The organism is Psychrobacter sp. YP14 (assembly GCF_003209315.1).
Taxonomy (GTDB): Bacteria; Pseudomonadota; Gammaproteobacteria; order Pseudomonadales; family Moraxellaceae; genus Psychrobacter; species Psychrobacter raelei.
Genome location: NZ_CP029789.1, coordinates 2,449,482 through 2,476,189 on the forward strand (window position 1 = coordinate 2,449,482; position 26,708 = coordinate 2,476,189).

Annotated in this window: 23 protein-coding genes and 2 tRNA genes; 13 read left to right on the forward strand and 12 right to left on the reverse strand. The window is 45.3% G+C overall.

Going from position 1 to position 26,708, the window contains the following annotated elements; translation table 11 throughout:
- The first annotated feature begins 70 nt into the window (after positions 1-70).
- Positions 71-958: an archaetidylserine decarboxylase gene (gene asd / locus DLE54_RS09995; protein WP_110817386.1), complete on the forward strand. Its 888-nt coding sequence runs from the start codon at positions 71-73 to the stop codon at positions 956-958.
- A gap of 78 nt (positions 959-1,036) precedes the next feature.
- On the opposite strand, the gene DLE54_RS10000 is transcribed toward asd, so the two are convergent.
- From DLE54_RS10000 to fadB, 5 genes are all read right to left on the reverse strand, one after another.
- The gene (locus DLE54_RS10000; RefSeq protein WP_110817054.1) at positions 1,037-1,654 is read right to left on the reverse strand and encodes an HD domain-containing protein; all 618 of its coding nucleotides are present in this window, start codon (positions 1,652-1,654) and stop codon (positions 1,037-1,039) included.
- Positions 1,655-1,820: 166 nt separating this feature from the next.
- Positions 1,821-2,399: an isochorismatase family protein gene (locus DLE54_RS10005; protein WP_011961310.1), complete on the reverse strand. Its 579-nt coding sequence runs from the start codon at positions 2,397-2,399 to the stop codon at positions 1,821-1,823.
- Between the two features lie 149 nt (positions 2,400-2,548).
- Positions 2,549-2,947, reverse strand: coding sequence for a hypothetical protein (locus DLE54_RS10010; protein ID WP_011961311.1), 399 nt, complete (start codon positions 2,945-2,947; stop codon positions 2,549-2,551).
- 156 nt (positions 2,948-3,103) lie between these two features.
- Positions 3,104-4,276: an acetyl-CoA C-acyltransferase FadA gene (gene fadA / locus DLE54_RS10015; RefSeq protein ID WP_011961312.1), complete on the reverse strand. Its 1,173-nt coding sequence runs from the start codon at positions 4,274-4,276 to the stop codon at positions 3,104-3,106.
- A 161-nt stretch (positions 4,277-4,437) separates the two neighbouring features.
- Complete coding sequence (fadB, locus tag DLE54_RS10020; protein WP_110817055.1) at positions 4,438-6,597, reverse strand: fatty acid oxidation complex subunit alpha FadB; 2,160 nt, start codon at positions 6,595-6,597, stop codon at positions 4,438-4,440.
- Positions 6,598-7,070: 473 nt separating this feature from the next.
- On the opposite strand from fadB, the gene DLE54_RS10025 reads away from it, so the two are divergent.
- The 11 genes from DLE54_RS10025 to DLE54_RS10075 all read left to right on the forward strand — a co-directional run bounded on the left by DLE54_RS10025 (position 7,071) and on the right by DLE54_RS10075 (position 17,135).
- Positions 7,071-8,006 carry a polyprenyl synthetase family protein gene (locus tag DLE54_RS10025; protein ID WP_110817056.1) on the forward strand — a complete coding sequence of 312 codons (936 nt, stop codon included), beginning with the start codon at positions 7,071-7,073 and terminating at the stop codon, positions 8,004-8,006.
- 144 nt (positions 8,007-8,150) lie between these two features.
- Positions 8,151-10,337, forward strand: a complete 2,187-nt coding sequence (locus tag DLE54_RS10030) for a tetratricopeptide repeat protein (RefSeq protein WP_110817057.1) — start codon at positions 8,151-8,153, stop codon at positions 10,335-10,337.
- A 247-nt stretch (positions 10,338-10,584) separates the two neighbouring features.
- Positions 10,585-11,307, forward strand: coding sequence for a lipoprotein insertase outer membrane protein LolB (lolB, locus tag DLE54_RS10035; RefSeq protein ID WP_110817058.1), 723 nt, complete (start codon positions 10,585-10,587; stop codon positions 11,305-11,307).
- 69 nt (positions 11,308-11,376) lie between these two features.
- Positions 11,377-12,348, forward strand: coding sequence for a 4-(cytidine 5'-diphospho)-2-C-methyl-D-erythritol kinase (gene ispE, locus DLE54_RS10040; RefSeq protein WP_110817059.1), 972 nt, complete (start codon positions 11,377-11,379; stop codon positions 12,346-12,348).
- Positions 12,349-12,510: 162 nt separating this feature from the next.
- Positions 12,511-12,586: transfer RNA gene (locus DLE54_RS10045), tRNA-Gln, on the forward strand.
- A 221-nt stretch (positions 12,587-12,807) separates the two neighbouring features.
- A tRNA-Gln gene (locus tag DLE54_RS10050) sits at positions 12,808-12,883 on the forward strand.
- 81 nt (positions 12,884-12,964) lie between these two features.
- On the forward strand, positions 12,965-13,921 hold the full coding sequence (locus tag DLE54_RS10055) for a ribose-phosphate pyrophosphokinase (protein ID WP_011961318.1): 957 nt from the start codon (positions 12,965-12,967) through the stop codon (positions 13,919-13,921).
- Between the two features lie 226 nt (positions 13,922-14,147).
- On the forward strand, positions 14,148-14,822 hold the full coding sequence (locus tag DLE54_RS10060) for a 50S ribosomal protein L25/general stress protein Ctc (protein WP_110817060.1): 675 nt from the start codon (positions 14,148-14,150) through the stop codon (positions 14,820-14,822).
- Positions 14,823-14,905: 83 nt separating this feature from the next.
- Positions 14,906-15,490: an aminoacyl-tRNA hydrolase gene (gene pth, locus DLE54_RS10065; RefSeq protein WP_041773826.1), complete on the forward strand. Its 585-nt coding sequence runs from the start codon at positions 14,906-14,908 to the stop codon at positions 15,488-15,490.
- Positions 15,491-15,677: 187 nt separating this feature from the next.
- A complete protein-coding gene (panD, locus tag DLE54_RS10070; protein ID WP_011961321.1) occupies positions 15,678-16,058 on the forward strand; it encodes an aspartate 1-decarboxylase in 381 nt (126 codons plus the stop codon).
- A gap of 108 nt (positions 16,059-16,166) precedes the next feature.
- The gene (locus tag DLE54_RS10075; RefSeq protein WP_110817061.1) at positions 16,167-17,135 is read left to right on the forward strand and encodes a calcium/sodium antiporter; all 969 of its coding nucleotides are present in this window, start codon (positions 16,167-16,169) and stop codon (positions 17,133-17,135) included.
- A gap of 114 nt (positions 17,136-17,249) precedes the next feature.
- Here DLE54_RS10075 and DLE54_RS10080 read toward each other — a convergent pair whose 3' ends face one another.
- On the reverse strand, positions 17,250-19,355 hold the full coding sequence (locus DLE54_RS10080; RefSeq protein WP_110817387.1) for an NADPH-dependent 2,4-dienoyl-CoA reductase: 2,106 nt from the start codon (positions 19,353-19,355) through the stop codon (positions 17,250-17,252).
- A gap of 473 nt (positions 19,356-19,828) precedes the next feature.
- Between DLE54_RS10080 and DLE54_RS10085 the strand changes: the two genes are divergently transcribed.
- Positions 19,829-21,511, forward strand: coding sequence for an AMP-binding protein (locus tag DLE54_RS10085; protein ID WP_110817062.1), 1,683 nt, complete (start codon positions 19,829-19,831; stop codon positions 21,509-21,511).
- A gap of 42 nt (positions 21,512-21,553) precedes the next feature.
- Here DLE54_RS10085 and DLE54_RS10090 read toward each other — a convergent pair whose 3' ends face one another.
- The 6 genes from DLE54_RS10090 to DLE54_RS10115 form a co-directional block, all read right to left on the reverse strand.
- Positions 21,554-22,660, reverse strand: a complete 1,107-nt coding sequence (locus DLE54_RS10090) for an RNA-guided endonuclease InsQ/TnpB family protein (protein ID WP_110817063.1) — start codon at positions 22,658-22,660, stop codon at positions 21,554-21,556.
- 172 nt (positions 22,661-22,832) lie between these two features.
- Positions 22,833-23,981, reverse strand: coding sequence for an aminotransferase class V-fold PLP-dependent enzyme (locus tag DLE54_RS10095; protein WP_011961325.1), 1,149 nt, complete (start codon positions 23,979-23,981; stop codon positions 22,833-22,835).
- 203 nt (positions 23,982-24,184) lie between these two features.
- Positions 24,185-24,658, reverse strand: coding sequence for a bacterioferritin (gene bfr / locus DLE54_RS10100; RefSeq protein ID WP_110817064.1), 474 nt, complete (start codon positions 24,656-24,658; stop codon positions 24,185-24,187).
- Positions 24,659-24,724: 66 nt separating this feature from the next.
- A complete protein-coding gene (bfr, locus tag DLE54_RS10105; RefSeq protein WP_011961327.1) occupies positions 24,725-25,204 on the reverse strand; it encodes a bacterioferritin in 480 nt (159 codons plus the stop codon).
- A 307-nt stretch (positions 25,205-25,511) separates the two neighbouring features.
- On the reverse strand, positions 25,512-25,721 hold the full coding sequence (locus DLE54_RS10110; RefSeq protein ID WP_011961328.1) for a bacterioferritin-associated ferredoxin: 210 nt from the start codon (positions 25,719-25,721) through the stop codon (positions 25,512-25,514).
- Between the two features lie 298 nt (positions 25,722-26,019).
- The gene (locus DLE54_RS10115; protein ID WP_110817065.1) at positions 26,020-26,661 is read right to left on the reverse strand and encodes a thiol:disulfide interchange protein DsbA/DsbL; all 642 of its coding nucleotides are present in this window, start codon (positions 26,659-26,661) and stop codon (positions 26,020-26,022) included.
- Between the last annotated feature and the right edge of the window lie 47 nt (positions 26,662-26,708).

A 26,708-nucleotide genomic window follows, 5' to 3' on the forward strand; every position in this document is an offset into this window, starting at 1 on the left:
TTATGTTATCTAAACCAGTGATGATCCCCCATTTTTACAGCTTACGATGATCTCTTTTATGAAAAACTTAATGAAAGCCTCTTTAAAAAAACAAGCCGAGCAGCTGCTCACTCGTGATGGCTTATTTACTGCAGCTCAGCACTTGGTGCCGCAGCAAAAACTCAGTGAAACGGCCGGACGTCTGGCTGCCAGCCAAAACCCTCTGGTCAAAAAAGCCTTTGTGCATACTTTTGCCAAAGCCTATGGAATTAGCTTAGAGGAATACGCGCGCAAGAACTTAGGCGATTTTAAAAGCTTCAATGACTTTTTTACCCGAGAGCTTGCGCAGGACGCCCGCCCCATTGATGACACCACAGACGGTATTGTCTCTCCAGCAGACGGTATGATTTCACAGATTGGCCATATTCAGCAAGGTCAAATCTTGCAGGCTAAAGGCCGTGATTATTCGGTGAGCCATCTGTTAGCAGACACCGATAATAAGCACAGCAGCTACTATGAGGGCGGCAGCTTCGCTACGGTATACTTAGCACCTAGCAACTACCATAGAGTGCATATGCCGTTCGATGGCACCTTAGTTGAGACACGCTATGTACCTGGCAGTTTGTTCTCAGTAAACAATGTCACAGCCGCCAATGTTCCTGATTTATTCGCCCGCAATGAGCGTTTGGTGTGTGTGTTTGATACTGAGTTTGGCCGTGCTGTGGTGGTGCTGGTCGGCGCTATGATTGTGGCGGGTATCGAGACAGTCGCCACGGGTAAAATTGATCGCAGCGACCGTATCCAAACTTTAGAGCATACGCTTAGCTTAAAAAAAGGCGATGAGCTGGGCCGCTTCTATTTGGGCTCAACCGCTATTGTGGTCATGCCAAAGTCTGCAGGCGTCAAGTGGGCACAAGACATGCAGCATGGTGCTGTAGTGCAGATGGGTCGGCTGCTGGGTGTGGCTGACAAAGCCTAATCACCTACGATGAGTCTATGCTTGACAATGTAAAGGTGCAGCGAATGCACCTTTATTTATCGCATTTTTTATTGATAGTTAAGCGTCTAATAACCAGCCCTGCTTGGTCGCATAATCAAGCTGTAGCTCTATCCACTCATGGATAACTGGAAAACTGGTTGCTATAAATGCATGCATACCTGCCACTTGGGAGCGCTTCACCCCATGATCACGCCATGTTTTGCCTTGAGTATTTAGGTTTAATAAAAATGGCAATAAGCGATCTATTGCTTTTAATAACTGAGTCTCAGCACTGCTGCCACTCTCTTGCTCATCCCACACCTCAAGCAAGTTGCTGATGCCATTACCGCTATGTGCCTGCAAACGTACAATCCCTTCTCTCTCCTCAATATGTGCTTCACTGCGACTCTCAGCGTATAAAAACGTATCGCCAGCATCAATCTCACCCAAGTCATGCACCAAAGCCAGTTTTAACAGCTTCTCATGATTGACATCAAGCTGAAATAGCTCAGCGATAGACCAACACGCCATGGCCAAATGCCAAGAATGCTCAGCTGAGTTCTCAAAGCGAGTGGTCTGCGGCACATAGCTACGCCGATCCACGCGTTTTAAGGCATCAAGCTCTAACAAAAACTCAGTAATTTGGGTCATATCCAGCGCTTTATCGCGGTGTGTATTGGGCGGGGTGAGCGGCATAATAAACCTTATATTTTGATAGATAATGTGGGTATAGGCTAATCGAATACAGTGGCTTATACAAGACTGCGCTATGTGCTAAAGCATCTAATAACAGTCATAAAAAAATCCGTGATAAAGGGCATTATCACGGATGAGTTACAGCAAGGCGTAAAGCTTGGATAGTTTATTTAATTAACTGGCTAATGGCCTTAAACGTAGGGTCTTGGCTTGAACGACACAGCTCAAACAAAATGGCTTCGGTAGTGGTAACGACTGCGCCCGCTCTACGCATACGACGAATGGCTTGACGGCGGTCATAAGCATCACGCGAGCCTGTGGCATCCGCAATCACGACTGGCTGCATACCATTATCAAGTAAATCCAGCACTGTTTGTAGCACGCAAACATGGGTCTCTACCCCAAAGACCAGTACAGAAATACGGTTTTGCTGCGCCAAATAATTCCAAGTCTCATCATTGTCACACGCGCTAAAGGTGACTTTTTCGATAATTTTGGCCTTCGAAGTATCTAGCACCTCCATGATCTCAGGCAGCGTCTCACCCAGCCCTTTTTTGTATTGCTCATTGAGCACAATGGGGATGCCAAGTATTTGTAAGCCTTGAATAAGGGTAATGGTCTTTTTGATAATCTCTTCATGACGATAAATGTGCGGGGTAAGCTTTTGTTGCACATCAATGATCATTGCCTGAGTATTTTCGCGCATGATGCGATAAGTTTTATCAGTGGTGATGGTTTGTGACATAACACGCTCCTTGTGTTGTTGGGGACAAAAATACCTGTCTCTATTAAGTCATATTAGTGTCATCGGGTCAAACCCTTTGGTGCACACTTGTTGTAATTTGAAGCAAATTTAGAGTTGCCACTATGCTGAACCTAAAATACAAAGCCGCGTTAATCATCCGCGATACCAACAATACTAATTTGACGCTCATAATAGCCCATATGACCATAATTACCGGCCTTACTAATCACCGCCTTGACTCGGACTCGGTTTAGGGTATAAAAATTATCGACCACCCCTCTTTTTTTGGCCAAGTCGTCCAAGATATGACTTGGGTCTGAGATATGATATTGCACCCCTTGCTCGCTGGTAAAGCTAAATTGCTCCAAGCCTTTGGTCACCTTGCCCACCAATACTTTTGGTGTGATAGCATCTTGACCCGCTTTGTGTGCCACAGTGCTCGATGCCAATTTGGCACTAGATATGAGACTAAGGCCCACGCCCACCGCTGAGATTAAAAATAGCTTGGCAAGCGCTGACTTGCGATAGGGATTTTTATTGTCAGTCATAAGGTATTACCTTTTAGCGAAAGCAGTATGTGTATGGCTTAATGTAAGTCCTAAAAAAGCACCTCTAACATTACGTCAGAGGTGCTTTTTATACAAGACGCTAATGGTTAACGTCTGCTACTGCAAAACAGCCATTTAATCACTTAAAATCAAGGATTAAACACGCTCAATCACAGTAGAGATACCTTGGCCCAGGCCGATACACATAGTGGCCAGACCAATTTCAGTATCCATTTGCTCCATGGCATTTAATAGCGTCACAGTGATACGCGCACCAGAACAACCCAGTGGGTGGCCAAGAGCGATAGCACCACCATTAACGTTGATGATGTCGCGCTTATCAAGTAAGTTTAGCGCTTTAAGTACTGACAGACCTTGAGCGGCGAACGCTTCGTTTAGCTCGATGGTTTGCATGTCTTCAACCGTTAGGCCAGCACGCTTTAATGCTTTTTGAGTGGCAGGCACTGGGCCATAACCCATGATAGCGGCATCACAGCCAGCGATTGCCATGCTGCGGATGCGGGCACGAGGTTTTAAACCTAAGTCTTTGGCTTTTTGAGCGCTCATCACCAGCATCGCAGAAGCACCATCTGATAATGCAGAAGACGTGGCTGCGGTTACTGTACCGTTTGCAGGATCGAATACTGGGCGTAGCTTAGCCAATGACTCCATTGAGGTATCAGGGCGAATCACCTCATCTACGGTACAAAGCTGTAGGCGACCTTCTGCGTCATGACCTTCAATACCGATGATTTCGTTATCAAAACGACCCGCTTGAGTGGCTGCCCAAGCACGGCGATGTGATTCATAACCGAACTCATCTTGCTGCTCACGAGTGATGCCATTCATACGGCCGAGCATTTCAGCGGTTAAGCCCATCATGTTAGACGCTTTTGCATAATGCTTAGAGGCTTCTGGGTTAATATCGATACCATGCATCATGCCCACGTGGCCCATGTGCTCAACACCACCGATGATAAATACATCACCTTGGTTGGTCATGATTTGAGCGGCAGCGGTGTGTAGCGCTTGCATTGATGAGCCACACAGACGGTTAACGGTTTGGCCACCGGCAGTCTTAGGGATATCAGCCAATAAACCGATGTTACGGCCAATGTTCATACCTTGTTCTAGGGTCTGGTTAACACAGCCCCAGATAATGTCTTCTACTTCATTGGTATCAAAGTCATTGCGCTTAACCAAAGCACGTACCAATTCAGCTGACATGCTATCAGCACGAACGTTGCGGAACATACCGTTCTTAGATTTACCCATTGCGGTACGCACGCCATCTACGATGACCACGTCTTTTGGACTTAATGTTGTCATGTAATACTCCTTGAATCTTTATTATTGTTAGGACTTACGCAAATAAATTTAGGTATTAAACTTCTGGCTTTATCTGTCAGACAATGCAAATAAATGGCACTCTGTTGTTAAAGCTATTATTGCCATAAGCCCTAATTAAATTGTTTTAACCGTTTATCGTATTAGGCTTTTGGGTAAAATGTCTCGCCAGCCGCTGCCATATCACGGATTTTCTGCGGCGCTTCATACGCTTTGCCTAGGTGTGCATATTTCTCACATAGCGCTAAGTAGTTATCAAGGCCAACTTGGTCGATGTAACGGCATGGACCACCACGGAATGCAGGGAAGCCAACACCCATAATCATCGCCATGTCGGCTTCGCTTGGCGTCGCAACAATGTTGTCCTCTAAGCAGCGCACGGTTTCGTTACAGAAGGCCAGCATCATACGATCGATGATGGTTTGATCATCGAACTGCTGCGTATCTGTATCAGTGGTGTCTTTAAGCAGTGCATAAGTGGCGTCGTCAGCAGTCTTCTTAGGCTTACCACGGCTGTCTTTTTCGTATTTGTAGAAGCCAACGCCATTTTTCTGACCCAGACGGTTGTTTTCAAACAGATGCTTGATAGCGCCTTTGTAATCTGGCTTCATGCGATCTGGGAAGCCTTCTGCCATCACTTCTGCGCCGTGTACGCCAGTGTCTAGACCCACCACGTCGATTAAGTAGGCAGGACCCATAGGCCAGCCGAATTTCTCCATAACTTTATCAACATGAACAAAGTCAGCGCCTTGTTTTAATAGCAGGTCAAACGCACCGAAGTATGGGAACAATACGCGGTTGACTAAGAAGCCTGGGCAGTCGTTGACCACAACAGGCACTTTGCCCATACGCTGAGCTAACGCAACCGTGGTTGCAATGGCTTCTTCTGATGATTTTTCACCACGGATAACTTCCACTAGCGGCATGCGGTGCACTGGGTTAAAGAAGTGCATACCCACGAAGTTCTCTGGGCGCTCAAGCACAGTGGCTAAGTAGGTGATTGAGATGGTTGAGGTATTAGAGGCAAGAATGGCGTTATCTTTTACTAAGCCTTCTACTTCTTTTAGTACCGCGTGTTTTACTTTTGGATTTTCAACAACCGCTTCGATCACGATGTCAGTTTCACCAAAGTCGCCGTAATTCAAAGTAGGACGGATACGGCTTAGCGTTTCACCCATTTGTGCTGGGGTCATTTTCTTACGCTCAACCATTTTACCTAATAGCTTGCTGGCCTCACCCATACCTAAGTCTAATTGCTCAGACTTGATGTCTTTCATGATAATTGGCAAGCCTTTTGAAGCCGCTTGATAGGCAATACCGCCACCCATGATACCAGCGCCAAGTACCGCCGCTTCATTGATGTCATGTGCATTTTTGGTGTGCTGTTTGGCAAGCTTCTTAACCGTTTGATCATTTAAGAACAGACCCACTAAGCTTTCTGCTTGTGGGGTCTTCGCCGCTTTGGCAAAACCGGCTGCTTCTACTTTAATCGCTTCATCACGGCCTAGATTGACATGCTTTTCGATGGTTTCGATCGCAATGGCGGGCGCTGGGTACTGTTTTGGATTGGCTTTGGCAAAGATGGCCGCTTTAGCAGTGCTAAATGCCATAGTCTGCTCAAGCTGGTTTAGTTTAACCGGCTGAAGCTTCTCTTCACGTTTGGCTTGCCAATCAAGATCGCCTGCGATACATTTTTTGACCAGATCCACGGCCGCTTCTTGTAAGTCATCTTGTGCTACCACAGCATCTACTAGACCCAGCTTCAACGCTTCAGCAGGTTTTTGTGCTTTACCGGTTGCAATCAGCTCTACTGCATTATCAATACCGATAACACGAGGCGTGCGTACGCTACCACCGAAGCCTGGGAAAATACCTAATTGAGTCTCTGGTAGACCGATTTGTGCTTTGTCGCCCATGACACGGTATTCACAAACCAAAGTCATTTCACAGCCGCCGCCCAATGCTGCGCCATTAATGGCCGCAACTTTCGGGAATGGCAGGTCTTCAAAACGGTTAAATACACCGTTGATGTCAACGATCCACTTTTCAATCTCAGCTGCTTCTTTATTAAAATGACTCACGAATTCTGTGATGTCAGCACCCGCGATAAAGACGCCTTTACTTGAGGTAACAATTAAACCTTTTACATTATCTGCTTTTTCTAAGGCACTCACAGCTTCATCGAACTGCTTATTTGTTTCGGCATCAAACTTATTAACACTCTCACCCTCGGCGTTAAATTGCATGTTAGCAATACCTTCGTCTAACAGCGATACCGTAATGCGGTTACCTTGATATATCATGTAAATCTCCTTGTTATTTTATAGCGCTTTTTTTTCAGTCCTGACAGCAAGTGTTTGCTTCAGAATCTAAACTTAGGTCAATGTAGGTCGGGGAATGGATTGAATCATACATGTCTTGATTTTATAGCACTAAACGCGGGGCAGCTGTATTAAATTTCTATTATATGGTTGCCCGTTTCTATCTGCTCCTACAATCTCTACGCCGGTTAGTGTAGGGGATTTAACCCCCCGCTGTCACAGCGCAATGACTGACTCATAGGTCATATATTTTCTATAATGGATGTGCGTGTTACGATTGTCAAAAACTGCTACGTACGGCATTGGTAACTTAACTGCGCCTTATCTGTGCCGTTTTTAATTGTAATTGGTCATGGGTAAAGGCCAGCGGCTACGCTAAATTTCTCCCTCTCATGGTAAACTACGCCTCCTAACCTTCTCTTATCGTCCTAATTTTGTTTATCGGGTCCGCTTTTATGACTAATCAGCACCTCAACTTTGACACTCTCAGCCAACAGGTCATCTCTACCTTACAAGCGGATATCGAGACCCTGCTTAATCATGCCAATCTGCCTAGCCCCTTACATGAGGCCTGCCACTATGCCATGACTGGGCAAGGCAAAAAAGTGCGTCCATTGCTAGTGGCCAGCGGCTATCTTACCGTGCTTGCCGGTAGTCAGGCGGCCACAATCGACACCTTACCCCTCTTTGATGACAACTGTCGCCGTGCCATGTTAGCGGTTGAATTCTTGCACACCTACTCACTAATTCATGATGACCTGCCTTGTATGGATGACGATGACTTGCGCCGTGGCCGTCCCACTTGCCATATTAAGTTTGGTGAGGCGACAGCCCTGCTGGCCGGCGATGTGTTGCAGACCTTGGCTTTTGAAGCTTTAAGCGCTGACTTGCCTGGTTTTGCGCCCATATCAAATGACAAAGCGGCCAGCTTACTTACCCTTTTTGCACCCCGTGCCCGCCGCATGGTGTCAGGTCAGATGCTGGACTTAAATGCTGAGAACAAACAAGTGAGTCAGCCTCAGCTTGAGGCCATTCACCGCGATAAAACTGGGGCGTTAATTGAGGCTGCGGTGTTAATGGGCGCCGCCTGCGCTGATGCCAATGACACTCAGTACCAAGCCCTTACTTCATTTGCCAGTAATGTGGGCTTAGCATTTCAGGTCCAAGACGATATCTTGGATGTCACCTCAAGTACCGATACTTTAGGCAAGCCTACTGGCAGTGATGAGGGACTTAACAAATCGACTTATGTCAAATTGATGGGCGTAGAGGCTGCCACCGACTATGCCAAGTCATTATTTTTGGCGGCAACTCAAGCCATCGATGATAATTTTGATAAAAATAGCAGCTTAATCGACTTAGCACAGTGGTTGTGGCAGCGTCAAAAATAACAAGCTTGATACGCTATCGATACTATTAGCCCCTATCATATTTGATTATAATAGATAACTTATACTGTCAGGTGTTGGGCAGGCTTAGCTTAATCAATAAGCGGCGCTTTTGACTTAACTCTTTATCATAGCAACCGGAAAATTATGCTTTTCTCGCGTAAGTTTGATTCATCTAAAGCGTTAGCCCAAAGGGTCGAAAATCGTTTTCGGGGCGCTCAAGCCCGCTTGCATAATGCCGTTAAATCTAAGTCAACCAAAACAAATCCTGCCCTTAACAGTACGGCCGCCAAACATAGTAAAGCTGCCAAACGCAGCCCTAGTGGGCGCACTCGGCTGTTTAATGGCTTGTCACAGCCTTTTTTTGTCAAGCGCACATCTAACACTTCCTCTTATGATATCGGCCAACCCTTAAATGGCCCTCAAAATGACCGATTAAACCCCACTAAGACCTCTTATGCCGTTTTGCCTGCTGCCAATAGCTTGAGTGCTCGCCAACGCTTTTTAAGGCTATGTATTTTATTGAGTCTGGCCAGCATGGCGACTTTCTCAGTCTCTGCCAATGCCAGTGTGCTTGATCCTATCCGCCGAGTGTTCTCGCCCATTATTAATATTATTGATAGAAAGCCACCTTCTGAGCCGCGAGCAGGAAAATTGGTGACCGAACAGCCCGCTTTAGACCCCGATATCAGCAGTCATCCCATAGAACAAGATAGCAATACCCGGCTGTCCTTAACCAAAGACCGACCTAGCCTGCTCAATGTGATGAATGCCGAGTTTTTGTTAAGTCGCGGCGAGATTGATCAAGCGTTGGCGCTTTATAAACAAGAGTCATTCAAACAAGATGCCACCAGTGTGTTTGAGCGTGCGCTTGAGTTGTCTTTGTTATACGAGACGCCCAGAGAATCCTTAGATTTTGCACTCAAATGGCAGCAGCAAAACCCAGAGCATATTCCTGCTTTATTTTATGTGGCGCATCTGGCACTCAAGGCCAGTGATTATGAGCTGACCGGAAAAGTACTCTCTGAGATATTAAGTTATGATTCTCAAGCCGATTTGAGCGAGATTTTGATCGGTATTTATCCCAATAACGAGGCCGATCAGCGCCGCTTGTTAGAGACCTTGCTGCGACTGCCCAAGCACAACAACCCCTCACTGCTTGTCATGCAGGCTGGACTAATGTCACATTTGGGTCAGCCAGATATTGCTTTGGTCAGTGTCAATCGTGCCTTGAAGTCTCAGCCCAACAACGCCCCCTTTATTGTGCTAAAAGCCGATATCCTAAAGCAGCTAGAACCTGATCGTAAGGTTTTAAAATTTGTCAGTAGCGAGCGCAAACGCTTAAAGAATAATAAAACCTTATATCTTTATGAAATACGCTATCTACTTGAGCTGGGTCAGACCCAAGAAGCTTGGGATTTGTTATTAGTAGCGCATGATTTATTTCATGATGAAGAGGTGACTTTGCTGGCCGCCTTGGTCAGTATCGATATTGAGGCTTATACCAAGGCCGATGAGCTGCTCTCTGAGCTGGCCTCCTCCCCCGCTTATATCGACCAAGCCTATTATTATTTGGGTATCAGCGCCGAACGTCAGCACAAATACGAGCGTGCTGAGCGGTTTTTGTCCAAAGTCATGCAAGAAAACTTAGTGTTAAAAGCACGTCAAAAGCTGGTGTCTATCCAGTTGCTACAGGGTCATGCCGATCAAGCATTGGCCACCTTACAGCAGTTTAGCCATCAATTTGATGTCTATGCGCCCGAAAGTGCCATCATGCAGGCCGATATCTTACGTCAGCAAGGTAAATTGCCTGAAGCGCAGCAGTTGTTGGCCGACGCCAATGCGCGTGCGCCCGATGATACCAAGCTACTTTTTGCCCGCGCACAACTGTTAGATAATGAAAAAGATACCGCGCTCAAACACGAACTGCTGGACCATCTGCTGCTGATTAACCCAGAAAACCCGGATTATATTTTGGCATTGGCGGTATTGTTATTTGAGCAAGGTGACGAGACAGAGGTGGCAAAGTCGCTTACTTTGGCGCAGTCAATATTAGAGATTCCTTTTGACTCACCTATGTTTAAGCAAAACAATTATTTGGCTGCTTTAAATATCTTAGCCGCTGATGCTCTATCAAAACAGCAATATCAAGCAGTGGTCGAATATTTAGAGGGGCCTTATGACATCTCGCCCACCCTAGACTCAGGAATTATTTTGCTGCGCGCTTATCAAGGCTTAGATGAGCAGGATAAAGTGCTGAGCTTATTTAATGATATTCAGCAGCGCTTTGCGGTCGGTCAGCAAGATTTAAGTGATCGCTTGCAGTCGTATTAGTATGAATGTGTCGTGCAGCTGTCAATCTATCCTAATTATAAATCGACAAAGCTTATAAATTTGGCCGCCGCCGATACCGTGAAAATCACAAAAACCGAACCATCTAGATGCTTACAGATGATAAAGCTTTGCTAAACTTAGCGCTTATTGGCTGTTTTTAGCGCCCAGTTTTATCTTTTTATTATCATTGTTATACACTTGCTTCAATTTTGGATTTATTTTTAAGACTTATTTATTAAGGACAATTATGACCCTACTGTTTTCAAGCCGTGCGGCTACTGTTACTCAGCGCCCTAGTGACGCTATGATTGACACTGGTATTACCGCTACTAAGCCTACCAATACCCCTCGCATGACCAAAGCTTGGGCAGGTTTAGCCCTAGCCGCTTGTGCTGTGGCAATCACGGGCTGCCAGACCACTCAGACGTTAGGGGGCGCTAATACCACACAGGTCGTCACCGCAGGCGATGCTCAGTATCCTGACTTGCTAAAAAGCTTTAGCATTCGCGGTAAAATTGGGGTTACCACGCCTAAGACACAAACTGCCGCTGCACAATCTGGCAGTGCCTTTTATGTGTGGGCACAAGAAGATGAGCGCTTTGCCATTGATATCACTGGCGCACTGGGCATCGGCCACACTGTGATTGAATATGATGGTAATACCGCAACCTTAGTCAGCGACCGTACTGGTGAGATTAGTGCCGCCTCACCAGAGGAATTATTGCAGCAAGCCACAGGCTGGCAAGCCCCGATCTCTCAGCTGCGCCACTGGATTTCTGGTCGCCCTGCGCCTACTGATAGCAACAGTGAGCTCGACGCACAAGGGCGCCTACAGACCTCACAAAATGGCGACTGGATAGCCCGCTTCGATTATAAAGACAGCGCAGCACAAACCCGTCGCCCCAATAAAATCACTGTGATGCGTAACGATGGTCACCGAGTTATCTTGACCATAGCGCACGATAAATAACCAATAAAGTTGCGTCCAATTCACTGTTAAAGCAGATACGTTAATAGCCTTTTGTAAGAAGACTGTATTATGACCTCGTATGCCAAGCTTAGTTTATTTTCACCGGCGAAAATCAATCTGTTTTTGCACATTACCGGTAAAAGAGCAGATGGCTATCATAACTTGCAGACGGTGTTTCGTTTGCTAGACTGGGGTGATACCCTAGAGTTCTTGGTCACCCAAGACAGCTTCGATCCTACAGCGCCGATTAATGAGCAGCACTTACCGGTTCGCTTAAGTAGCACAGTGGCCATCACCGCACAGGTGATGGACAACTTGGTCATCAAAGCGGCTGTGGCGCTGCTACAGGCATGGCAAAACAGTGCCCTCGCACGGTCATCTGACCCAGCGGTAACCCCTCACCTGCCGGTTATCGAAGTGACGCTCAACAAAGTTCTACCGACTGGCGCAGGCCTTGGTGGCGGCTCCTCAAATGCAGCCACTACCTTAATAGCGCTAAATAAGCTATGGGGCTTTCATTATGACATCGAGGCTTTAATCAAGATTGGCGCAACGGTTGGCGCTGATGTGCCAATTTTTGTGCTTGGGCAAGATGCCATTGCTGAGGGCATCGGCGAGCGGCTAACCCCCATCAAGTTGCCACAGCATCAATATTTGCTATTAAATCCTGCAGCTCATGCAGCAACCCAAGCCCTATTTGCCCACCCTGACTTGCAGCGCAATGTGCCCGCATTAAGCATAGATGAGATAAAAGCGGCACAATCTTGCTACTTACAGCAGCTTAATGCGCCATTTAGCAATGTATTTGAGCCGGTGGTGACCAAGTTGGTGCCTGAGGTGAATCAGGCACTCAATTATCTTAGACAGCTTGAGGCGCTCACCGGCACCCAAGCACGTATGACCGGTACCGGCAGCAGTGTATTTTTGCCAATACCTACTGACAAAATCAGCCTCATAACACATCACCTTAGCAATGCTGGGGCGCCTTGTGATTATGTACTGACCCAAAGTTTAGATAAAAACGGACAAAACCCTGAATAATTTGGCAAAATTGCTACTTAAAGGCTGCCTAAAGACTACCTAAATGCAGGGCACCCTGCTACTTTAAACCCTGGTAATTTCCATCAAAAATAATATCTTTTAAATTAGTATTGAAAAACTATTGCAATCGAAAAATTCTTGTGTATAATAACTCGCCCATAAAGGGGTATAGCCAAGTTGGTAAGGCATCAGGTTTTGATCCTGACATCCGTTGGTTCGAGTCCAGCTACCCCTGCCATATTCGTCAAAGGCTTAGCCAGGTATTTATAAAATTAAATGGCTTAGTTTATTGACATATCTAGTTAGTTTTCGGTATAGTTCGCGTCGAACGCAACCGAGAAGACAGTAAGTAAAAAGTATCAAAATGTTGATAAATTATAAATATTTTGATAGTAAATTATCAAGAGACATGCTACTTTAACAGCAGCACATGAGTTCTTGATAAAGTTTGTCTGTTACAGGGGTATAGCCAAGTTGGTAAGGCATCAGGTTTTGATCCTGACATCCGTTGGTTCGAGTCCAGCTACCCCTGCCATTTTCTAAACGTTCAACTTTCTTCTTTATTTGTGCAGTCTCTACTGCTCCTCTCCTAAGTCAAATAAATAGGACTTGAACCATGCCATATCTGGCGATTTTTACGGGTAATGCCCACCCTGAGCTGGCAAAAACTGTCGCAGATCACTTACACATTCCTCTTGGCCGTGCTGATGTCACGCGCTTCTCTGACGGTGAAATCGCTGTTGAGATTAAAGAGCACGTACGTGGTAAAGACGTCTTCATTCTACAACCTACTTGCGCCCCTACCAACGATAACTTGATGGAAATCATGGTGATGGCTGATGCACTGCGTCGTTCAAGTGCCGGTCGTATCACTGCGGTTATGCCCTACTTCGGCTATGCCCGTCAGGATCGTCGTCCCCGTTCAGCGCGTGTGCCTATTTCGGCAAAAGTAGTGGCAGACATGCTAAACATCGTTAGCATTGATCGTGTGATGACTGTCGATTTGCACTCTGACCAAATTCAAGGTTTCTTTGACATTCCAGTAGATAACATCTACGGTACGCCAGTATTGTTAAAAGACCTTAGAAAGCAAGGCTACGACAACCTAATGGTTGTGTCACCAGACGTAGGTGGTGTTGTTCGTGCGCGTGCTATGGCCAAAGAGCTTGGCGGTAACACCGAGCTTGCCATCATCGACAAGCGTCGTGCTCGTGCTAATGAATCACAAGTTATGCATATCATTGGTGATGTAAAAGACCGTGATTGTGTGATTGTTGATGACATGGTAGATACCGCAGGCACGCTATGTAAAGCCGCCCAAGCCCTTAAAGACAATGGCGCCCGTCGCGTATTAGGTTATATCACTCACCCTGTATTATCGGGTAATGCGATTAAAACCATTGGCGAATCTGTGTTGGATGAGCTGGTCGTAACGGACAGTATTCCTTTGTCTGATGAAGCTAAGGCTTGCAGCAAAATTCGTCAAGTGACCATTGCTTCACTATTGGCCGAAAGCTTACGCCGTATCAACAATGAAGAGTCTATCAGTGCAATGTTTGAGTCTATCGACTAATCACTGCAGCCTGATGACTAACAAAAAAACCGCCCGCTAATGCCGGGCGGTTTTTTTGTGCTAGATTTTAATGCCCATTACCCGTATAATACGGCCTTTGTATCTGTATCAACCTCAAGTTGAGGCTATTTTGGGTACAAAAACTACGATGTTTGTCTGGCCACGTTGGTCGCAAGCGTAGCTTGAAGACAGCATCAAACCAAATTATTTAATCAAGGATACTCTCATGAGTGATATTTTATACACGGTAAACGGCATCGCTCGTACCGAAGATCAGCAGGGCAAAGGTGCGAGCCGCCGCCTGCGTAAGCAAAATCTTGTACCAGCCATTATCTATGGTGGTAACGAAGAGCCTACAGCTATCGCTATCAAAAAAAATGAGCTATGGAAACTTCTTGAAAACGAAGCTTTCTTCTCAAACATTTTGACCATCAACCTTGAAGGCGAAGAGCATCTAGCGGTTATTAAAGACCTACAGCGCCATCCTTCTAAAGGCTTTGCAATGCACGCTGACTTCCAGCGCATCGTTAAAGGTCAGAAGATCAACATGCAGATTCCATTGCACTTCACAGGTCGTGAAGAAGCGCCAGGTATCAAAGCAGGCGGTATCTTATCTACGCTAGTGACTGACATCGAAATCGTATGTCTACCTTCTAACCTACCAGAATTCCTAGAAGTAGATGTGTCTAACCTAGAAATCGGTGAGTCTCTACACTTAACAGACATCAAACTTCCTGAAGGTGTTGTTATCTTCGAACTTGACGTTGATGAGCCAGTTGACCGCACTGTGGTTAACATGCAGGCCCCAACTGTTGAAGAAGTTGACACTGATGCTGAAGAAGTTGACGCAGCTGACGTTCCAGCTACCGAACAAGGTAGTGAAGAAGACAAAGGCGAATAATTTTCGCCCGCCACTCACAACCGATACGCCTTGTGCTATCAGTTATGGGTGGCCCTCCTTACTTACTAGACAGTGAGAACGCTATGTCCCAACTTAAACTTATTGTTGGGCTTGGCAACCCAGGTCAGCAGTATGTCGAAACCCGACATAATGCTGGCTTTTGGTTTGTGGCCCTGATTGCCGATCAATTTAATATTGAATTGGCAGCTGACAAGAAGTTCAATGGCTTAACTGGACGCGGACGTATCTTTGGTACCGATGTTCGCCTGTTGTTGCCGATGACTTTTATGAATAAGTCAGGTCAATCGGTTGTGCCTATGGCGAAATACTATGACATTAAACCTGAAGAGCTCCTTATCGCTCATGATGAGCTTGATATTGCAGCAGGTAGTATTAAGCTAAAAACTGGCGGTGGTCATGGCGGTCATAATGGCCTACGTGATATCACGCCCCATTTAGGCAATGACTTTCACCGCTTACGTATAGGCATTGGCCATCCTGGTCATAAATCTAAAGTAAGTGGCCATGTCCTATCTAAACCCTCTCCTGAAGATCAAATTGCTATTGAAGCTGCTTTAGACGCCGCTATGTCCTCATTAAAGTTGATGGTAACTGGCGATATTGAAAAAGCACGCAGTCAAATTAATGGCTTTAAACTTCCCAATTGATAGACATTAACTTAAGGCGGCTATTGATTTTTTGATATTTGCCGCTATTAAGTTACTACCCCTTCCGTATTTTTCTTTTTGCGAATTTATTCAAAAAATAGCAGAATAGTGCTGTTTTTATGAGTATAATTTGCTCTCACGTTTTTTGCGTACAATTTTTCCGGCCCATTATTTCAAGGAATCCTCTATGTTATTGACCTTATTAAAAGGCAAATTACACCGTGCCCGCGTTACCCATGCAGATTTGCACTATGAAGGCTCTTGTGGGATAGATGGCGACTTATTGGATCTAGCTGGTATTCGTGAAAACGAATCCATTGATATCTACAACGTCAGCAATGGCAAGCGCTTTCGCACTTATGCCATCCGTGCTGAAGCCGGCTCTGGTATTATTTCATTAAATGGTGCTGCCGCTTATATGGCAGACTTAGGCGACATCGTTATCATTTGTGCTTACGCTCAGATGGATGAGCAAGAAGCCGATACGCATAAACCAAAACTAGTCTATTGTAATGAAGACAATACTGTAAAAGATACGGCCAATATCATTCCGGTCCAAGTGTCTTAATCCCTACCCTTTATTTCCCCTTTTAGTAAATGCTAAGCGATTCACTTTGCTTAGCATTTTTTATTTTTATTATCCTATTATTTTTATTAATCCGTATGGGAGTGTTTTATGGGCCTAGCGATTGTCGCTGTTGTCCTTGGATTGGCCATTTTAGTTTGGAGTGCAGACACCTTTATTGATGGTGCCACCAGCTTGGCTGTGCGCTTTAATATGCCAAGCTTTTTGATTGGGGTCATTATCTTAGGCATTGGTACTTCAGCGCCCGAGCTTGTGGTATCTGCCTTGGCAGCGTTTGCTGGTAGTCCGGATTTGGCGCTGGGTAACGCTTATGGCTCTAATATTATCAATATTACCTTAGTACTTGGCGTGACCGCGTTAATTAGCCCCATCTTGATCCGTAGCGATGTGATTCGATACGACTTAATGCTGTTACTGGCGGTCACTGCTTTGGCAGCTATTCAGTTGGTCGATGGCAATTTATCTCGGCTCGATGGCATTGTGCTTGTTGTCGCCTTAGTGGCGGTGTTACTGATACAGATTCTGTTAAGTCTACGAAGTAACAAGGACAAAGTAGAGTTACCAGAGCAATTGGCAGCCAAAGAGCAGGTTAATGTTTTCAAATCCTTTGGCACATTAATCCTGGGCTTGAGTTTATTAATCGCCAGCTCACGAGCCATCGTTTGGGGTGCGGTTGAATTAGCCACACTGTGGGGCATGAGTGAGCTGCTTATCGGTCTAACCATCTTGGCCATTGGCACCTCATTACCCGAGCTGGTAGCCAGTGTGGCAGCCGCTAGACGCGGTGAGCATGACATGGCACTGGGCAATGTCATTGGCTCAAATTTATTTAATACATTAGGTGTGGTAGGGCTGGCTGCCATCATTAAACCCATGCAACACATTGACCCTCAGATTTTGTCTCGCGATGTGATGATGGTGGGCATGGTCAGCGTGCTACTTTTTATATTGGCAATTATAGCCTTTAAGCGCCAAGGTGAGATGAAGCATGGCAGTGGCGTGGTGCTCATTTTAACCTTTATCTTCTATTCAGTGTTGTTGGCGAAATCTGCCGCCTAGCTGCTGCACGTAGCTTTTAGCCAGATAAGCCATTGTTGTCGCAAAACCAAAAAAAAGAGGCCGTTAACGGCCTCTTTTTTTTATGTCTGATTATGATTAAGCTATGAGCTGGCGTTATAGTCTAGCAGCAAGCTCAGCCCCATCACGTATCGCCCGTTTGGCATCAAGCTCTGCTGCTAATTTCGCACCGCCAATAATATGGTATTCAGTTTTACCTAGTTTGGTACTGGCTTTGGCATCTGTTAAGGCCGGCATAAGTTCATTGACTGACTCTTGCCCTGCACAGACCACAATGGTATCAACACGAAGTAACTGACTGTGGCCTTGCGGCGTGGTGACCCATAAGCCCTCATTGGTTACCTTGTCATAAGTCACACCAGGCATTTGTAGCACACCATGAGACTTAATATGGGCACGGTGCACCCAGCCGGTGGTTTTGTTCAGCCCCTTGCCCAGACGACCATCACGGCGCTGTAGCAAATACACACGGCGAGCCGGAACAATCTTCTCAGGACGAGTTAAGCCGCCATCGGTCTGATAATCCGCTTGAGTATTCACCCCCCACTCTTGCTTCCAGTCAGTCACAGACTGCGGCTCAGGGCGGTAGCTTGGGTCTTTTAAGGTCTCAGGGCCCAATTCATGTAGTGGCTGGCCATGACGGGCAGTCAAGTACTCACTGACATCGAAGCCAATACCGCCAGCCCCAATCACCGCTACGCTCTCACCCACAGCTTTTTCGCCAGATAGCAGCTCAGCATAACTAATCACCTTAGCATTATCCGCCCCTTCAAGCTTGCCTTCTAAGCTGCGTGGCACTACCCCTGTGGCGATAATGACGTGGTCATAGTCAGCCTCGTCCAACATCTCTTTGGTCACTTTGGTATTGAGCTTAATGGCAACGTTTTGATAGTTTAATTCGTTGAGATAATAGCGGGTGGTTTCAAAGAACTCTTCTTTACCCGGAATCACTTTGGCGTAGTTGAACTGGCCGCCTAAGATGTCTTTGGCCTCATAAAGGGTGACATCATGGCCACGTTTGGCAGCAATGGTCGCCGCTGACATGCCTGCCACACCGCCACCAACCACAGCAATTTTCTTCGGCTTTTTGGTAGGCTCATAGCTAAGCTCAGTCTCATAGCAGGCTCTGGGGTTGACCAAACAGGTGGATCGCTTGTTTTCAAAAGTATGGTCTAAGCAGGCCTGATTACAAGCAATACAGGTATTGATGCGATCGGTTTGACCATTTTTGGCCTTATTGACCCAGTCTGGATCTGCTAAAAAGGGGCGCGCCATCTGAATTAAATCAGCTTGCCCATTCGCCAAGATTTGCTCTGCTGTCTGTGGCATATTGATGCGGTTGGCTGCCATCACAGGGATGGACACATGTTTTTTGACCTCTGCAGTATAATCCACGAAAGCGGCACGTGGGACACTGGTGACAATGGTCGGTACACGGGCTTCGTGCCAGCCGATACCTGTATTAAAGATACTCACCCCAGCCGCCTCTAATGCCTTGGCGACCGTGATGACTTCATCCATAACATTGCCATCTTCGACCAAGTCAATCATGGATAAACGAAATATAATAATAAAGTCTTCACCCACCGCTTCACGTATTGCCTCGACTACTTCGACTGCAAACTTCATACGCCCATTGATATCACCACCATATTCATCGGTGCGCTGGTTCACATGACGCGATAAAAACTGGTTCAGTAAGTAGCCTTCTGAGCCCATCACCTCTACCCCATCGTAGCCAGCTTGTTTGGCAAGACTAGCAGAGCGCGCATAATCAGCAATGGTACTTTTGATATTTTTAATGCTCATTTGGCGCGGTTTAAAGGGGGATATTGGCGACTTAAAGGGACTGGCAGATACCACAAATGGATGATAACCATAACGACCACTGTGCAAAATTTGCATAATGATTTTACTGTCATGGCGATGTACCGCACGGGTTAACCGCTGATGATTAATCACATCCGCTTTAGTATTCATACTACCACCTGCCGGCAGCAGCCACCCTTCACGGTTGGGTGAAATACCACCGGTAATCATCATCGCCACGCCGCCTTTAGCACGCTCAGCAAAATAAGCTGCCAGCTTACCGTAGTTATAAAAGCGATCTTCTAATCCGGTGTGCATCGACCCCATGACAATACGATTTTTTAAGCTGGTGTGGCCCAAATCTAAAGGCTCAAAAATATGTGGATAGGCCATATTGGTCACAGAAATATTCTGTGCATTATCGACCGAGATGGAAGGTTGGGCTGAGGTAGCGGCAGCTGCCATAAAAAATATCCTTATCAATATACAATGACTTAAAGGGAAAATTATCTAAATGGTTAGGTAACAGATGGGTAGCGGGTTCTCTACCGATAACATTGCTTAACTTAACTGAACTAATAATTAGCTCTTATAAAGGGCTGCGGACTAAAGCGGCAACTCAATCATAAAAAAAATTATTTATTAACTTATACTTAGCCGGTATATTGGGTAATACAAATTTGATATTGGTAGTTGACCAACTAATTTGAGTTAACATATACTCACTCATTGTCATCACAATAAAAATGACAAACTATCTGTATCATAAGCTTATTTAGAGGGGTCGTGCAAAGGGTATGCAATGACCGCTTAGACATTCATGCTCAGATACCTAACTCAACATTTCTGATAAAGGACTATCTTTTATGACCGATTATACTACCGGTTTAGGCAAAACCGAGGCCAATCACCAGCCGCTCACGCCCTTACAATTCCTCACTCGCGCCGCTTCGGTCTATCCTCATAAAACCTCTATCATTTATGATGATTTAGTCAACACGCCCATTACCTATACCTGGTCTCAAACCTTTGAGCGCTGCCGTAAATTGGCCCACGCCCTGCGCAAGCTTGGTATTGGCAAAGAAGATACTGTGGCCATTATGGCACCCAATACACCGGCCATGGTGGAAGCCGCTTTTGGAGTACCTATGTCGCAAGGGGTACTGTGTACTCTAAATACGCGTTTAGACATCAATGCCCTCACCTTTTGTTTGCAGCACTCCGAAGCCAAAGTGTTGATCATTGACAGCGAATACGCTCATCATGTAGAGCTTATACAAGAAACCTTCCCCAACTTAATCCTCATTCACGCCACCGACATGACGCTGCCTGATGTGCCTGCTTTCGGCAAAATGAGCTATGAGGCACTCTTACAAAGCGGTGAGTTTGACTCTGATGAGGCAATCAGAGCCTTTGATGGCACCATCTATCCCACCGATGAGTGGGATGCCATTGCTCTCAATTACACTTCAGGTACCACCGGCAAGCCCAAAGGCGTGGTCTATCATCACCGCGGCGCTACTTTGAATGCGTTGTCAAATATTTTAGATTGGGACATGCCCAAGCATACCACCTACTTATGGACCTTGCCCTTGTTCCATTGTAACGGTTGGTGTTTTCCTTGGACAGTCGCTGAGCGTGCTGGTATTAACGTCTGCTTACGTCAAATCGATGCCAATTTAATCCTAAAACTGATTGCCAAATATCAGATTACTCATTACTGCGCCGCCCCCATTGTGCATAATATGATCGCGGCAGGTGATAGCCAGTTACAGCAAGCCATTAACCATAATGTGAAAGGCTTTGTGGCCGGTGCGCCGCCTTCTGAAGCCATGCTCGAGAAGATGGAGGCGATGAACTTTAATGTCACTCATGTGTATGGTCTCACTGAGGTCTACGGGCCGGTGACCATCTGTGCTGAGCATGATGAATGGCAACAGCTTTCGGTGTCAGAACGTGCTGCCAAAAAATCGCGTCAAGGTGTGGTGTCACACTTAATGAGCGGCTTTGAGGTATTCAAACAAGGCACCACCGAGCCGGTTGCTGCTGATGCAACTGAGATGGGCGAGCTGGCCTTAAAGGGCAACATGGTTATGAAAGGCTATTTAAAAAACCCCAAAGCGACCAAAGAGGCGTTTGCAGGCGGCTGGTTCCGTACCGGAGACTTGGGCGTCAAATACCCAGATGGCTATATCAAAATTATGGATCGCCTAAAAGATATTATTATCTCAGGAGGCGAGAACATCTCAAGTATTGAGATTGAAAACACCTTATACAAAATGCCTGAGGTGAGTAGCTGCGGCGTGGTGGCAGCCTCCAATGATAAGTGGGGAGAGGTGCCTGTGGCCTTCATCGAAATAGCTGAGGGCGCAACTTTGACCCGTGATCAGGTTATTGAGCATTGTCGTCAGCATCTGGCCAAGTTTAAAGTGCCCAAACATGTGATTTTCTGTGAAATTCCTAAAACCAGCACCGGAAAAATCCAAAAGTTTGAGCTGCGTAATGCCGCCCAATCTATGGCCAATGAAGAGCCCAAGGTAAAGTCTTAGGCAGTATCCATACTTTATAGCCGCCTTGACTTCCTCCCCTCGCTAAACCGAGGGGATTCCTACAGCTAGACGGTCAAGCCCGACCGCAAGGATGTTCTTGGCAGCATTGATATCTCTATCATGCCATGTGCCACACTCAGCACACCTCCATCCTCTTATTCCAAGACCTGCTCTACCTTTTGGACTACTACCGCTTATTTTAAGGCAGCACGAGCAGGTCTGGGTAGTGTAACTCTCATCCACTATCTCAAGCTGACAACCTGCATACTTGCATTTATATTCCAGTTGTCTTTTGAGTTCAAACCATCCTGCATCGTATGTTGATTTAGCCAGTTTGGTTCTCTTACTTGTGAATGATCGGGATTTAACATCACCAACCACAATTAAGGCATTATCCTTAACTAATTGGGTGGTGAATTTATGAATTAAGTCTAATCTTGTGTTTTTGATTTTGGCGTGGATTGCTTTCACACGCTTTTTATTATTTGCTCGTTGAGCAACAGCGAGCTTTTTCGCCCACTTTTGTGTTTGCTTAATCGTTAATTTATCACCATTTGATGTGGTAGCAGACTGCTTTAAGCCTAAGTCAATACCAACGCTGCCTTTGCCACTTGCTTGTCTAGGAAAATCTTTGACGGTAATACAGGCATACCAACGATTACGGCTGTCTTGCACTATCTCAAGCGTATTGATTTGATACAAAGATAGATTATAGCTATCAAAGAGGTCTATGATAATCTTTTGACCTTTACAGAGCGATAGCTGTATGGTTGATTTAAGTGCTTTCTTCCCCGTTTGTCTGGTATGTAGATACTTGATAGCAGACTTTTTAAAAGGTATCCAACCTAAGCTTTTTCGTTTGGCATCGGGTCGGTTGGTTCGCCAATTAAGTTTGGCTTTTTTAAACTGCTTACGAGATTTGGCATGAGTTTCGTTGATGGCTTGCAGAGTTTGCGAGTGCAAGCCTAAATACTCACCACTACCTTTGGTGTATTGGCTTAAATCATAGGCCCAAAAGTACTTACCTGTGCGTCTTAAATGCTCAAAGCTTAACGCATTAACATAGTTCCACGCATAGTTAACACTCCCAGCTAGTTTGTTTAGCTGGTTTGCATGTTTGTCTTTGATGCGTAGCTTGAGGGTTTTCATAGGGTTAGTATGGCGAGGTTAATTTTAACTTGCAATACTTTAAGTACTGATCACGACAGTGTGTGTCGCCTTATATCCACCCCTGAAGTGGGTGGTTTTACGGCGACCGGTGATAAAAAACGCCAACGAGGAATGATTCGCTGGCGTTTTTTTAACTCTTACAATCAGCCAATTAAGCAGCAGGCTGCACCTTATCTAGCACTTGCTTAAAGCGTGCCACGGCCCCATCGATATCGATCAATTTATCTAAGCCAAACAGACCTAAGCGGAAGGTCTTAAAGCCATCAGGCTCACCCACTTGTAGCGGCACACCGGCGGCAATTTGCATACCTTGAGCAGCAAAAGCACGGCCTTTGTGCATCTCTTCATCTTGGGTGTAGCACACCACCACACCTGGTGCTTGATAGCCTTCGGCAGCAACGCTTTGGATACCGCGGTCTTCTAGCAAGTCGCGGATACGATTGCCAAGCTCCCACTGCGCCTGCTTTAATTCCTCAAAGCCGATTTCTTTGGCTTCTAGCATCACATCACGGAACATACGTAGGCCATCGGTGGGCATAGTGGCATGATAGGCATGTCCACCATTTTCATAGGCACGCATGATATTAAGCCACTGCTTTAAGTCTAAGCTAAAGCTGTCAGACTCAGTCGCCTCTACTTGGGCGACCGCATTTTCGCTGAGCATAACAAGACCGGCACAAGGGGTACTACTCCACCCTTTTTGCGGCGCAGAAACCAGAACATCAATACCTAACTGCTTCATATCCAGCCAGATACAGCCTGAAGCAATACAGTCGATAACCAGTAATCCACCCACACTATGTACAGCCTCTGCTAACTGCTTGATGTAGTCATCAGATAAAATCATACCTGAGGCGGTCTCAACATGCGGCGCAAATACCACAGCAGGCTTTTTGTCTTTAATGGCAGCCACAGCGTCTTCGATGGCCACAGGTGCAAATGGATTGGGCGCGCCTTGTTCTGACTCACCTTCTACTTGCTGGGCCTTTAGCGCTTCTACAGATTTGGCAATTTTGCCTTTTTCTAAAATCTGGGTCCAGCGATAACTAAACCAGCCATTGCGTATCACCAAACAGTCTTTATCTGTGGCCAATTGGCGAGCAATCGCTTCCATAGCATAGGTGCCTGAGCCTGGTACAATGGCCACAGCATCGGCAGCATAAACTTGCTTTAGATTGCTGGATAAGTCAGTCATGACTTGCTGAAATACTTTTGACATGTGGTTTAAAGCACGATCGGTATAAACTACTGAATACTCTAACAAACCATCAGGATCAACATCGGAACGTAATGCAGGCATAGCTACTCCTATTTTTTATTAAAATCATACTTGGGGGGTGACACTAGTTATACCACAAATACTACCTTGCGTTTTTAGTATAGCTGTAACCTGCTGATGAGTACAACTTAACTCATGACTGAGCAGAATTAACAAAAAAAAGACCCACTTATGACTAAGCGGGTCTTTGGCAAAGACTACAAAGGTAATAGCGAGATAACGTATTACTCATCTTCGATTTTGGCTTGGATATAATTCTCAATACCCATAGCTTCAATCAAGTCTTTTTGAGTATCTAACCAATCCACATAATCTTCATTACCGTCTTTTAGATCCAGTAGCAGCTTGCGAGACACGTAATCTTGCTTTTGCTCACACAGTGTAATTGATTCGGTAATGGTATCAAATTTTTGATTTTCTAAAAGTACGTTGCACTCAATCATCTCGGCCACATTTTCACCGATGAACAGCTTGCCATAATCTTGCAAATTAGGCAGACCTTCTAGTAATAAGATGCGTTCAATCAGCGCATCTGACCATTTCATCTCAGCGATAGATTGTTTATAAAACGCCTCATTTAACTCTTCAATACCCCAGTTTTTGGCAATACGGGCATGCAAAAAATACTGGTTGATTGCGATTAATGACTGGCCAAGCACCTTGTTTAAGGCACGAATAACGTCTTTGTCACCCTGCATAACTTTCTCCTAATCCTGCTGTTGACTTCATGGCGGCTAAAATTGTGTACTCATAGCAAATGAGGCTTATTCTGAAATCTCGCCCATTTGGCTCTGTAAGTAGTTTGGTAGACCTACCATGTCAATCAATCGAAGCTGCTGCTCTAACCAGTGCGCATGATCTTCTTCAGTATCCTCTAACTGAGCCACCAAAATATCACGGGTGACATAGTCGTGCTCTTGTTCACACAGCGCGATGCCCTGTTTTAGATGTTGCTGTACTTTGTATTCTAGCTCTAAGTCTAGCTTCAGCATCTCAGGTACTGTGCTACCTATATTGATAGGATCTACAGTCATGTTAGGTTTGCCACCTAGCATTAATAGACGGCGGATAATGGCTTGGGCATGTAAGGTTTCATCTTCCATTTCATGATGAATACGATCATATAACTTACCGTAATGCCATTCACCATACATCTCTGAATGGATAAAGTACTGATCGCGGGCCCCTAACTCACCCCCGAGCAAGAAGTTTAAGTAATCAATGACTTTTTGGCTGCCTTTCATGGTAGTTACCTTTTATTTAACATTTTATTTATAAGTGACGCCCTATCATTTTCAATGTGGCTACGTCTTTAAACCCATAACTCTTTGTATAACCATAACTCTTTGTATAAATAATATAGTAGCAAATTCACAGTATTAAGACAGTTGTTTTTAGAACTGAGAATGGAGGGACAAATGCAAATGAGAACGTATCAAACAAAAAAAAGTGAACCTGAATTTATCATGGCTCACTTTCACTATATTGTCTTTTATATTGTATCTACGCTTTAGGCTGTTTTGCTTTTAATCCACTAAGGTTAAAGGCAAGCTAAACGGCATAAGCCAATTGACTTACCAATTCACTATCGTAGCTCATGGCATGATGCTCTTCTAGGTAGTCGTTGACCATAGGTTCACAGCAGCCGCAGCAAGTAGCCACATCTAAGGCCTCTTTTAAGGCATCCATAGAGTCCACGCCCGAAGCAAGTGCCGCTTTAATTTGGCGGTCCTTAACATTATTGCATATGCAAACGATCATTTTAACACCCTCAGTTATTGGCTTGCCAAAGCACCTAAGATTAGTAAGTTACTGCTTATGATAACGATAATAATTCTTATTCACAACAGTTATTTTTATCTAATTCGCCATATTTACAAAATAATCACCTTCAGAAAAACTTGATTAACGCCACTATTTGCATTAGTGATAACACCTAAAAATCACCTACCTATATAGCTTTTAGCCAAAAAAAAAGACTGAGCTTAAGCTCAGTCTTAATTGTCTTAGGATAATAAGTAGCGGTAATCAAAAATCAAACCACGACATAAAAGCTTGGCTATTTACCCGCTTTCATATCCATACGTACTTTTTTGACTAAGTAATCCACCACTTTTGGCACCTTACCATCTTCACCTTGTACCACGTATTTACCATGTACCACTACCGCAGGCACACCAGTAATTTGATAACGCATAGCACCTGCTTTAGAGCGCGCTACTTTGGTACTTACCGCAAATGAATTGTATAGCTTGTTAAACTCTTTTTGGTCTAAGCCTTGGCTTGCATACCATTTAGATAAAGAAGCTTGATCAAACAGACGCTTGTTGTCTTTATGGATGGCATCAAATAGCTTAGTGTGAGTTTGCGGTAGATATCCCATAAGTTGAGCGGCATAGAATCCTCGGGCATTTGTTTCCCACATAGGATTAAGCGCAGCAGGCGACTGCATGAAGATGACGTCGCTTGGCTTGTTTTTCGCCCATTTAAGCATATAAGGGTCTAGATTGTAACAATGAGGGCAACCGTACCAGAAGAACTCACGTACAATAATGTTGTCACCGCTGATGGTTTCGGGATTGTCCAATACTATATAGTCTTTACCGGCCACATAATCTGCAGCAAATGCTGGCATAGAAGCCAAACCAACGGCAGCAGCTAAAGAGGCCAAAGCAAAACCTCGTTGAGAATAAAACTTCATCGTAATTCCTTAAGAATATTTAGGAGGTGATTGGGGTCTATATTATA